Consider the following 8,863-nt stretch of genomic DNA (forward strand, 5'->3'; position numbering starts at 1 on the left):
GATGACGAGTCCCGCACAGCGCCACATGATGCGGGTCTCGGCAGCGATGACCGCGCAGCGGGAAGCCGCCCCGCTGCGACATGCAACTGTCTATGAGCAGATGCTGGTCAAGCTGGCCGCAGACCAGCGCACACTGAAAGCGATTTATTCAAAAGAGCTGAAGGCCGCGAAAAAGCGCGAACTGCTGCCGTTCTGGTTGCCGTGGGTGAACGGCGTGCTGGAGCAGGGCAAAGGCGCACAGGATGACATTCTGATGACGGTCATGCTGTGGCGTCTGGATACCGGCGATATTGCCGGTGCGCTGGAGATTGCCCGTTATGCCCTGAAGTACGGTCTGACCATGCCGGGTAAACACCGCCGCACCCCGCCGTACATGTTCACCGAGGAGGTGGCGCTTGCGGCCATGCGCGCCCACGCGGCCGGTGAGTCTGTGGATACCCGCCTGCTGACGGAGACCCTTGAACTGACTGCCGCTGCTGACATGCCTGATGAAGTGCGCGCAAAGCTGCACAAAATCACCGGTCTGTTTCTGCGTGACGCTGGTGATGCCGCCGGTGCGCTGGCGCACCTGCAACGTGCGACACAGCTCGACTGTCAGGCAGGCGTCAAAAAAGAGATTGAACGACTGGAGCGGGAGCTGAAACCGAAGCCGGAGCCGCAGCCCAAAGCGGCCACCCGTACCCCGCGTAAGACCCGGAGCGTGACACCGGCAAAACGTGGACGCCCGAAAGAGAAAGCCAGTTAACAACCGAATGCGCCCCGCGCCAGGGCGGCACGCCGGTCAGTGAGGGTGAATCACCTGACACTGCACCGGCGTCCACCGCCCGACTTTTCAGAGGTAGTCATGATGACGCTGATTATTCCGCGAAAGGAGGCTCCCGTGTCCGGTGAGGGTACGGTGGTCATCCCGCAACCGGCAGGCGACGAGCCGGTGATTAAAAACACGTTCTTTTTTCCCGATATCGACCCGAAGCGCGTCCGGGAACGTATGCGCCTTGAGCAGACCGTCGCCCCCGCCCGTCTGCGTGAGGCCATCAAGTCAGGCATGGCGGAGACGAATGCGGAGCTGTACGAGTACCGCGAACAGAAAATTGCCGCCGGTTTTACGCGTCTGGCGGACGTCCCGGCGGACGACATCGACGGTGAAAGCATCAAACTTTTTTACTACGAGCGCGCCGTGTGTGCGATGGCGACCGCGTCGCTTTATGAACGTTATCGCGGTGTGGATGCCAGTGCGAAAGGCGACAAGAAGGCCGACAGCATTGACAGCACCATTGATGAGCTGTGGCGGGATATGCGCTGGGCAGTGGCGCGCATCCAGGACAAGCCGCGCTGCATCGTGAGTCAAATCTGATGAAGACCTTTGCGCTACAGGGCGACACGCTCGACGCCATTTGTGTCCGCTATTACGGGCGCACTGAGGGCGTGGTCGGGGCCGTGCTCGCCGCAAATCCGGGACTGGCTGAACTGGGGGCGGTGCTGCCACACGGCACCGCCGTCGAACTGCCCGACGTTCAGACCGCGCCCGTGGCTGAAACTGTCAATCTGTGGGAGTAACGCATGACAGCAGAAGAAAAAAGCGTCCTGTCGCTTTTCATGATTGGGGTGCTGATTGTTGTCGGCAAGGTGCTTGCCGGTGGTGAACCCATCACCCCGCGTCTGTTTATCGGGCGCATGTTGCTCGGCGGTTTTGTCTCGATGGTTGCCGGTGTTGTTCTGGTGCAGTTTCCTGACCTGTCACTGCCTGCGGTGTGCGGCATCGGTTCCATGCTGGGTATCGCCGGTTATCAGGTGATTGAGATTGCCATTCAGCGCCGCTTTAAGGGCAGGGGGAAACCGTAATGCCGGTAATTAACACGCATCAGAATATCGCCGCCTTTCTCGACATGCTGGCCGTGTCCGAAGGGACGGCGAATCATCCGCTGACGAAAAACCGGGGCTATGACGTGATAGTTACCGGACTGGACGGAAAGCCGGAAATTTTCACCGACTACAGTGACCACCCGTTCGCACATGGCCGACCGGCGAAGGTGTTTAACCGTCGCGGTGAAAAATCCACGGCCTCCGGTCGCTATCAGCAGCTTTACCTGTTCTGGCCGCATTACCGCAAACAGCTTGCCCTGCCGGATTTCAGTCCGTTGTCACAGGACAGACTCGCCATTCAGTTGATCCGCGAACGCGGTGCACTGGATGACATCCGGGCGGGACGCATTGAGCGCGCCATTTCACGCTGTCGCAATATCTGGGCGTCCCTGCCGGGTGCCGGTTACGGTCAGCGTGAGCATTCACTGGAAAAACTGGTCACCGTCTGGCGTACCGCCGGCGGCGTACCGGCTTAAACGGAGTAAACACCATGAAGAAATTATCCCTTTCACTGATGCTGAACGTGTCGCTGGCGCTGATGCTGGCACTGTCCCTGATTTACCCGCAGAGCGTGGCCGTCAGTTTTGTCGCCACCTGGGCGATTCTGGCGACGGTTATCTGTGTGGTTGCCGGTGGTGTCGGCGTGTATGCCACTGAGTATGTGCTGGAACGCTACGGGCGGGAGCTGCCGCCGGAATCGCTGGCCGTGAAGATTGTCACGTCGCTGTTTTTGCAGCCGATGCCGTGGCGCAGACGGGCGGCGGCTCTGATGGTGATGGTGGCGACGTTTATCTCGCTGGTCGCTGCCGGGGGGATTTTTACCGCACTGATTTATCTCGTGGCATCGCTGTTTTTCCGGCTGATACGTACGGCCTGCCGTCAGCGTCTTGAGGGGCGGGAACTATGTCAAAACTGATGATTGTGCTGGTTGTGTTGTTATCGCTGGCGGTGGCCGGTCTGTTTCTGGTGAAACACAAAAATGCCAGCCTGCGCGCCTCGCTGGACAGGGCGAACAACGTCGCCAGTGAACAGCAGACGACCATCACCGTGCTGAAAAATCAGCTTCATGTTGCCATCACCAGGGCAGACAAAAACGAGCTGGCGCAGGTGGCACTGCGTCAGGAACTGGAGAACGCCGCGAAGCGTGAAGCACAGCGCGAGAAAACCATCACGAGGTTACTCAATGAAAACGAAGATTTTCGCCGCTGGTACGGCGCTGACCTGCCTGATGCTGTGCGCCGGTTGCACCAGCGCCCCGCCTGCACCGACGCCAGTGATTGTCCACAACGCCTGCCCGAAAGTGAGCCTTTGCCCGATGCCGGGCAGTGACCCGCAGACGAACGGCGATTTAAGTGCCGATATCCGGCTGCTTGAGAACGCGCTGGCACGCTGTGCCAGCCAGGTAAAAATGATTAAACACTGTCAGGACGAAAACGATGCTCAAACCCGACAGCCTGCGCAGGGCGCTGACTGATGCCGTCACGGTGCTGAAAACCAGTCCCGAGATGCTGCGGATATTCGTGGATAACGGGAGTATTGCCTCCACGCTGGCGACGTCGCTGTCATTCGAAAAGCGTTACACGCTCAATGTCATTGTGACCGACTTTACCGGTGATTTTGACCTGCTCATCGTGCCGGTGCTGGCGTGGCTGCGGGAAAATCAGCCCGACATCATGACCACCGACGAAGGCCAGAAAAAGGGCTTCACGTTTTATGCGGACATCAACAATGACAGCAGCTTTGATATCAGCATCAGCCTGATGCTGACCGAGCGCACGCTGGTCAGTGAGGTGGACGGCGCACTGCATGTGAAGAATATCCCGGAACCTCCGCCGCCGGAGCCGGTCATCCGCCCGATGGAGCTTTATATCAATGGCGAACTGGTGAGCAAGTGGGATGAATGAGTTTAAGCGTTTTGAAGACCGGCTGACCGGGCTGATTGAATCACTGTCACCATCAGGGCGTCGGCGACTGAGCACCGAACTGGCGAAACATCTGCGGCAGAGTCAGCAGCGCCGGGTGATGGCACAGAAAGCCCCGGACGGCACACCCTACGCACCACGCCAGCAGCAGAGCGCCAGAAAAAAGACCGGTCGTGTTAAGCGAAAAATGTTTGCGAAACTTATCACCAGTCGTTTTTTGCATATCCGCGCCAGCCCGGAACAGGCATCAATGGAGTTTTACGGCGGAAAGTCACCGAAAATCGCCAGTGTGCATCAGTTCGGTCTGTCGGAAGAAACCCGGAAAGACGGTAAGAAAATTGATTATCCGACGCGTCCTCTGCTCGGCTTTACCGGTGAGGATGTGCAGATGATTGAAGAGATTATCCTGGCTCACCTTGAGCGTTAGTTGTGCCATTCCCGACACCTCATCGCTGCTGCCGGTGCTTACCGGCAGCAGTCTTCTGTTAGAATACGTTAAAACTAAAGCTAAGGTTGTGTGCTTATGTTTTCTCTTATATTCGAGAAAAAATCGGAGATATTGCTGTTTTTCAGATTTAAACCTGCTTTGTTATTAAATTCAGATTCTAACGAAGGTGAGTTTTGAAACGCAACGATAATTTGACATAAATAACTCAAAAGAGCTTCTTTTGGCATGGGGGTTTCTCTGCAATAACTAATAAATGGTTCTCCGAAGCAGAATATTCTATCTACGATCTGCTTTTTCATTTGTGAGAGTTTTTGATTGAGTTGTTCTATTGTAGTTATGTTTGCTAGGTTTAAACCATTTAGTAGGTATCCCAAATCTTTATCCTTGTATCGGCCATGTACTGTGATTCCTGTTTTTTCTTTTATCTCTTCTGAAAGTTCACTCATAATTCGACTTGTGTTTAAGAATTCATCCAAAGTGAAAATATCTAAAGCTGAATCACTAGTTCCTTGCTCTAGTTCTTTTGCAACCTCTTTCTGCCGTTCAGAAATCTTTTTTCTGATTTTAATAAATTCATCATCGGCCATTTCTAAAAGACCAGCTAAGCGTGAAAAGTATCTTCTTATTTCATTAGGCAGTCCTGTGGCCGACTTATAACCAATGTCGTGTTCAATCTCCGCCCAGGCATGCTGAAGGATTGATCGTATTTGTAATTCGGCTTTGATGTTTTTATATACTTCATATTCTTTTAAGTTTGTTCTGGTTGAGTTTAAAGTTACTATATAATGAAGTGATAGGTAACCAAATTTATCAGGCGCAATTGAGGTTCTTTTATCAATAGAGTTCTCTTGGTCAATGGTGAACTCCTTTTCAACTATAGCAGCTATCTTATCAACATCATCAGCATAATGTGTGATGATCCTGATACCAACGATATCAGTAATATCATCTATAGACTTGTATTTTCCCTTTTTATTAATCTTACCTTCAAGGCTTTTTTTTGTTTTAACTCTTGATTCAAGTGAGTGAATTGAAATTTTTTCATTGCGAATTAACGTGGTTAATAACGATTTAAGAGTAAGGGCATAGGACTCAAATTTATCTTTCCGTTCATCATAAGTAATTAGAATGTCTGACATGCGTGTATCCATTGGCTCCAATTAGTGAGGATGTTTTTTTGCCAGTTAAGTAATCATTATATTCACTTCAAATGGAGTGTTGTGTCAACCTTAGAAAAACACTCTTTTATTGTTCTCATCAGTTCTCAGCAGCATGCTAGATCTTATGAAAACACTCGCAAATATCCAGGAACTCGCGCGCGCACTGCGCAACATGATACGCCCCGGCATTATCGTCGAAACCGACCTTAACGCCGGTCGCTGCCGTGTGCAGACCGGCGGCATGTGCACCGACTGGCTTCAGTGGCTGACCCATCGTGCCGGACGTTCACGCACATGGTGGGCACCTTCCGTGGGGGAACAGGTGCTGATTCTGGCCGTGGGCGGTGAACTCGACACGGCGTTCGTTCTGCCGGGGATTTATTCCGGCGATAACCCTCCGCCGTCTGCGTCGGCGGATGCCCTGCACATACGTTTCCCTGACGGGGCGGTGATTGAGTATGAACCTGAAACCAGTGCACTGATGGTAAGCGGAATTAAAACGGCCAGCGTGACGGCTTCTGATTCTGTTACCGCCACGGTGCCGGTAGTCATGGTGAAAGCGTCAACCCGCATCACCCTGGACACCCCGGAGGTGGTCTGCACCAACAGACTGATTACCGGCACGCTGGAAGTACAGAAGGGCGGGACGATGCGCGGCAACATTGAACACACCGGCGGTGAACTCTCATCAAACGGTAAGGTACTGCATACCCATAAACATCCCGGCGACAGCGGCGGCACAACCGGGGGACCTCTATGACTGCGCGTTATCTCGGAATGAATCGCAGTGATGGCCTGACTGTCACTGACCTTGAGCATATCAGCCAGAGTATCGGCGATATCCTGCGCACACCGGTCGGCTCGCGGGTGATGCGTCGTGATTACGGCTCGTTGCTGGCGTCAATGATTGACCAGCCGCAGACTCCGGCGCTTGAGTTGCAGATTAAGGTCGCCTGTTACATGGCGGTGCTGAAATGGGAACCCCGCGTCACCCTGTCATCCGTCACCACTGAGCGCAGTTTTGACGGGCGAATGACGGTCACGTTAACCGGTCAGCACAACGACACCGGCCAGCCACTTTCGTTAACCATCCCTGTGAGTTGAAACCATGCCGATTATCGACCTGAACCAGCTACCCGCACCGGATGTGGTCGAGGAGCTGGACTTTGAAACCATTCTTGCCGAACGCAAGGCGACACTGATTTCCCTTTACCCGGAAGACCAGCAGGAGGCGGTCGCCCGTACCCTGACGCTGGAATCCGAGCCTCTCGTCAAACTGCTGGAGGAAAATGCTTATCGTGAGCTTCTCTGGCGTCAGCGTGTGAATGAGGCCGCACGGGCGGTGATGCTGGCCTGTGCCGCGGGTAATGACCTTGATGTGATTGGTGCCAATTACAACACCACGCGTCTGACTATCACCCCGGCAGATGATTCGACCATCCCGCCGACACCGGCCGTGATGGAATCTGACACCGATTATCGTCTGCGTATTCAGCAGGCCTTTGAAGGTTTAAGCGTCGCCGGGTCGGTGGGTGCCTATCAGTATCATGGTCGCAGTGCTGACGGGCGTGTCGCGGATATCTCTGTCACCAGTCCGTCTCCGGCCTGCGTCACCATCTCTGTGCTGTCACGTGAAAATAACGGTGTCGCATCCGAAGACCTGCTGGCGGTGGTGCGTAACGCCCTTAATGGCGAGGACGTCAGGCCGGTGGCCGACCGCGTGACCGTGCAGTCTGCCGCCATCGTTGAATACCAGATAAACGCCACGCTTTACCTTTACCCTGGTCCCGAAAGCGAACCCATACGCGCTGCCGCCGTGAAAAAACTGGAAGCGTACATCACGGCACAGCACCGGCTGGGGCGCGACATCCGTCTGTCTGCCATTTATGCCGCTTTGCATGTGGAAGGCGTGCAGCGTGTCGAACTGGCTGCACCGCTGGCCGATATCGTGCTTAACAGCACGCAGGCGTCTTTCTGTACCGAATACCGCGTCGTGACCGGAGGCTCGGATGAGTGATTCGCGACTGCTGCCGACCGGCTCATCACCGCTTGAAGTCGCCGCTGCAAAAGCCTGTGCGGAAATTGAAAAAACGCCGGTCAGTATTCGTGAGCTGTGGAACCCGGACACCTGTCCGGCAAATCTGCTGCCGTGGCTGGCGTGGGCGTTTTCGGTCGACAGGTGGGATGAAAAGTGGCCGGAAGCGACAAAACGCGCCGTTATCCGCGATGCCTATTTCATCCACTGTCATAAAGGCACTGTCGGCGCAATCCGGCGTGTGGTGGAGCCGCTCGGCTATCTCATCAATGTGACGGAGTGGTGGGAAAACAATGACCCGCCCGGCACCTTCCGGCTCGATATTGGTGTACTGGAAAGCGGCATCACAGAGGAAATGTATCTGGAAATGGAGCGACTGATTGCTGATGCCAAACCCGCAAGCCGTCACCTTATTGGTCTGAACATTACCCAGGACATTCCCGGCTACCTGTATACAGGCGGTGTGGTCTGTGATGGTGATGTTATTACTGTTTATCCCGGATAAGTGAGAAACAATGAGCACGAAATTTAAAACCGTTATCACTACTGCCGGAGCCGCAAAGCTGGCAGCCGCCACTGTCCCCGGCGGGAAAAAAGTAAACCTGTCTGCAATGGCCGTGGGTGACGGTAATGGCAAATTACCGGTGCCGGATGCCGGTCAGACGAAACTGGTGCATGAGGTCTGGCGTCACGCTCTGAATAAAGTCAGTGTGGATAATAAGAATAAAAACTATATTGTGGCTGAACTGGTTGTACCGCCCGAAGTGGGCGGCTTCTGGATGCGTGAGCTTGGTCTGTATGACGATGCCGGAACACTGATTGCGGTATCCAACATGGCTGAAAGCTATAAGCCAGAACTGGCTGAAGGCTCCGGACGTGCGCAGACCTGCCGCATGGTTATTATTCTCAGCAACGTGGCGTCCGTTGAGCTGAGTATTGATGCCAGCACAGTGATGGCGACGCAGGATTACGTCGATGACAAAATCGCAGAGCATGAGCAGTCCCGCCGCCATCCTGACGCCACGCTGACAGAAAAAGGTTTTACTCAGTTAAGCAGTGCAACAAACAGCACCAGTGAAGAGCTGGCGGCAACGCCAAAAGCGGTCAAGGCAGCAAATGACAACGCAAATTCACGTCTGGCGAAAAATCAGAACGGTGCAGATATCCAGGATAAATCAGCTTTTCTGGACAATATTGGTGTTACCAGCCTGACGTTTATGAAAAACAACGGCGAAATGCCGGTTGATGCTGATCTCAATACATTTGGTCCAGTTAAGGCTTATGTGGGTGTCTGGTATAAATCCACATCCTCCAACGCAACACTGTGAACCGCCCCGGGTTTCCTGGAGAGTGTTTTATCTGTGAACTCAGGCTGCCAGATCATCGTTTCCGATGGAAGCATAATAAGCTTTTTCTGCTTCTGCCGGAGGAGTAT

15 protein-coding genes and 1 pseudogene are annotated in these 8,863 nt (G+C 54.0%); 15 read left to right on the forward strand and 1 reads right to left on the reverse strand.

Annotation, left to right across the window (positions count from 1 at the left end; all coding sequences use genetic code 11):
- Position 1 precedes the first annotated feature (1 nt).
- From ACJHYR_RS14575 to ACJHYR_RS14620, 10 genes are all read left to right on the forward strand, one after another.
- A complete protein-coding gene (locus ACJHYR_RS14575) occupies positions 2-745 on the forward strand; it encodes a terminase endonuclease subunit (RefSeq protein ID WP_059327994.1) in 744 nt (247 codons plus the stop codon).
- A 99-nt stretch (positions 746-844) separates the two neighbouring features.
- The gene (locus tag ACJHYR_RS14580) at positions 845-1,354 is read left to right on the forward strand and encodes a head completion/stabilization protein (RefSeq protein ID WP_059327995.1); all 510 of its coding nucleotides are present in this window, start codon (positions 845-847) and stop codon (positions 1,352-1,354) included.
- A complete protein-coding gene (locus ACJHYR_RS14585) occupies positions 1,354-1,557 on the forward strand; it encodes a tail protein X (protein WP_021517614.1) in 204 nt (67 codons plus the stop codon). Before ACJHYR_RS14580 ends, ACJHYR_RS14585 begins: the two co-directional genes overlap by 1 nt.
- Positions 1,558-1,560: 3 nt before the next feature.
- Positions 1,561-1,842, forward strand: coding sequence for a phage holin family protein (locus ACJHYR_RS14590; protein ID WP_000123123.1), 282 nt, complete (start codon positions 1,561-1,563; stop codon positions 1,840-1,842).
- Positions 1,842-2,339 (forward strand): glycoside hydrolase family 104 protein, encoded by a 498-nt coding sequence (locus ACJHYR_RS14595; RefSeq protein WP_001144101.1) that lies wholly within the window; start codon positions 1,842-1,844, stop codon positions 2,337-2,339. Before ACJHYR_RS14590 ends, ACJHYR_RS14595 begins: the two co-directional genes overlap by 1 nt.
- 14 nt (positions 2,340-2,353) lie before the next feature.
- Positions 2,354-2,779, forward strand: coding sequence for a DNZ54_00345 family protein (locus tag ACJHYR_RS14600; RefSeq protein WP_059327996.1), 426 nt, complete (start codon positions 2,354-2,356; stop codon positions 2,777-2,779).
- Complete coding sequence (gene lysB, locus ACJHYR_RS14605) at positions 2,767-3,192, forward strand: Rz-like lysis system protein LysB (protein WP_059327997.1); 426 nt, start codon at positions 2,767-2,769, stop codon at positions 3,190-3,192. Before ACJHYR_RS14600 ends, lysB begins: the two co-directional genes overlap by 13 nt.
- On the forward strand, positions 3,092-3,337 hold the full coding sequence (gene lysC, locus ACJHYR_RS14610) for an Rz1-like lysis system protein LysC (RefSeq protein WP_249441440.1): 246 nt from the start codon (positions 3,092-3,094) through the stop codon (positions 3,335-3,337). Before lysB ends, lysC begins: the two co-directional genes overlap by 101 nt.
- A complete protein-coding gene (locus tag ACJHYR_RS14615; RefSeq protein WP_059327998.1) occupies positions 3,300-3,767 on the forward strand; it encodes a phage tail protein in 468 nt (155 codons plus the stop codon). The genes lysC and ACJHYR_RS14615 overlap by 38 nt, the downstream gene beginning before the upstream one ends.
- On the forward strand, positions 3,760-4,212 hold the full coding sequence (locus ACJHYR_RS14620; RefSeq protein ID WP_024245776.1) for a phage virion morphogenesis protein: 453 nt from the start codon (positions 3,760-3,762) through the stop codon (positions 4,210-4,212). The genes ACJHYR_RS14615 and ACJHYR_RS14620 overlap by 8 nt, the downstream gene beginning before the upstream one ends.
- Positions 4,213-4,292: 80 nt before the next feature.
- On the opposite strand, the gene ACJHYR_RS14625 is transcribed toward ACJHYR_RS14620, so the two are convergent.
- Positions 4,293-5,372, reverse strand: coding sequence for a GTP pyrophosphokinase family protein (locus ACJHYR_RS14625; protein WP_042023919.1), 1,080 nt, complete (start codon positions 5,370-5,372; stop codon positions 4,293-4,295).
- 145 nt (positions 5,373-5,517) lie between these two features.
- Between ACJHYR_RS14625 and ACJHYR_RS14630 the strand changes: the two genes are divergently transcribed.
- The 5 genes and pseudogenes from ACJHYR_RS14630 to ACJHYR_RS14650 all read left to right on the forward strand — a co-directional run.
- Positions 5,518-6,153 carry a phage baseplate assembly protein V gene (locus ACJHYR_RS14630; protein ID WP_000853328.1) on the forward strand — a complete coding sequence of 212 codons (636 nt, stop codon included), beginning with the start codon at positions 5,518-5,520 and terminating at the stop codon, positions 6,151-6,153.
- Complete coding sequence (locus ACJHYR_RS14635; RefSeq protein ID WP_000127164.1) at positions 6,150-6,497, forward strand: GPW/gp25 family protein; 348 nt, start codon at positions 6,150-6,152, stop codon at positions 6,495-6,497. Before ACJHYR_RS14630 ends, ACJHYR_RS14635 begins: the two co-directional genes overlap by 4 nt.
- A gap of 4 nt (positions 6,498-6,501) precedes the next feature.
- Complete coding sequence (locus ACJHYR_RS14640) at positions 6,502-7,410, forward strand: baseplate assembly protein (RefSeq protein ID WP_001563621.1); 909 nt, start codon at positions 6,502-6,504, stop codon at positions 7,408-7,410.
- Complete coding sequence (locus ACJHYR_RS14645; RefSeq protein WP_001285335.1) at positions 7,403-7,933, forward strand: phage tail protein I; 531 nt, start codon at positions 7,403-7,405, stop codon at positions 7,931-7,933. Before ACJHYR_RS14640 ends, ACJHYR_RS14645 begins: the two co-directional genes overlap by 8 nt.
- Positions 7,934-7,943: 10 nt before the next feature.
- Positions 7,944-8,753 (forward strand): annotated as a pseudogene (locus ACJHYR_RS14650) (phage tail protein); the annotation flags it as partial.
- Positions 8,754-8,863: the final 110 nt, after the last annotated feature.

Source organism: Escherichia sp. WS1450 (genome assembly GCF_046487395.1).
Classification (GTDB): domain Bacteria; phylum Pseudomonadota; class Gammaproteobacteria; order Enterobacterales; family Enterobacteriaceae; genus Escherichia; species Escherichia coli.

Bases quoted from the DNA above. Each gene is read 5' to 3' on its own strand.
- ACJHYR_RS14645 (WP_001285335.1), top strand. From the start codon at position 7,403: ATGAGTGATTCGCGACTGCTGCCGACCGGCTCATCACCGCTTGAAGTC.
- lysC (WP_249441440.1), top strand. From the start codon at position 3,092: ATGCTGTGCGCCGGTTGCACCAGCGCCCCGCCTGCACCGACGCCAGTG.
- ACJHYR_RS14575 (WP_059327994.1), top strand. From the start codon at position 2: ATGACGAGTCCCGCACAGCGCCACATGATGCGGGTCTCGGCAGCGATG.
- lysB (WP_059327997.1), top strand. From the start codon at position 2,767: ATGTCAAAACTGATGATTGTGCTGGTTGTGTTGTTATCGCTGGCGGTG.
- ACJHYR_RS14620 (WP_024245776.1), top strand. From the start codon at position 3,760: ATGAATGAGTTTAAGCGTTTTGAAGACCGGCTGACCGGGCTGATTGAA.
- ACJHYR_RS14630 (WP_000853328.1), top strand. From the start codon at position 5,518: ATGAAAACACTCGCAAATATCCAGGAACTCGCGCGCGCACTGCGCAAC.
- ACJHYR_RS14590 (WP_000123123.1), top strand. From the start codon at position 1,561: ATGACAGCAGAAGAAAAAAGCGTCCTGTCGCTTTTCATGATTGGGGTG.
- ACJHYR_RS14635 (WP_000127164.1), top strand. From the start codon at position 6,150: ATGACTGCGCGTTATCTCGGAATGAATCGCAGTGATGGCCTGACTGTC.
- ACJHYR_RS14585 (WP_021517614.1), top strand. From the start codon at position 1,354: ATGAAGACCTTTGCGCTACAGGGCGACACGCTCGACGCCATTTGTGTC.
- ACJHYR_RS14600 (WP_059327996.1), top strand. From the start codon at position 2,354: ATGAAGAAATTATCCCTTTCACTGATGCTGAACGTGTCGCTGGCGCTG.
- ACJHYR_RS14615 (WP_059327998.1), top strand. From the start codon at position 3,300: ATGCTCAAACCCGACAGCCTGCGCAGGGCGCTGACTGATGCCGTCACG.
- ACJHYR_RS14625 (WP_042023919.1), bottom strand. From the start codon at position 5,372: ATGTCAGACATTCTAATTACTTATGATGAACGGAAAGATAAATTTGAG.
- ACJHYR_RS14595 (WP_001144101.1), top strand. From the start codon at position 1,842: ATGCCGGTAATTAACACGCATCAGAATATCGCCGCCTTTCTCGACATG.
- ACJHYR_RS14640 (WP_001563621.1), top strand. From the start codon at position 6,502: ATGCCGATTATCGACCTGAACCAGCTACCCGCACCGGATGTGGTCGAG.
- ACJHYR_RS14580 (WP_059327995.1), top strand. From the start codon at position 845: ATGATGACGCTGATTATTCCGCGAAAGGAGGCTCCCGTGTCCGGTGAG.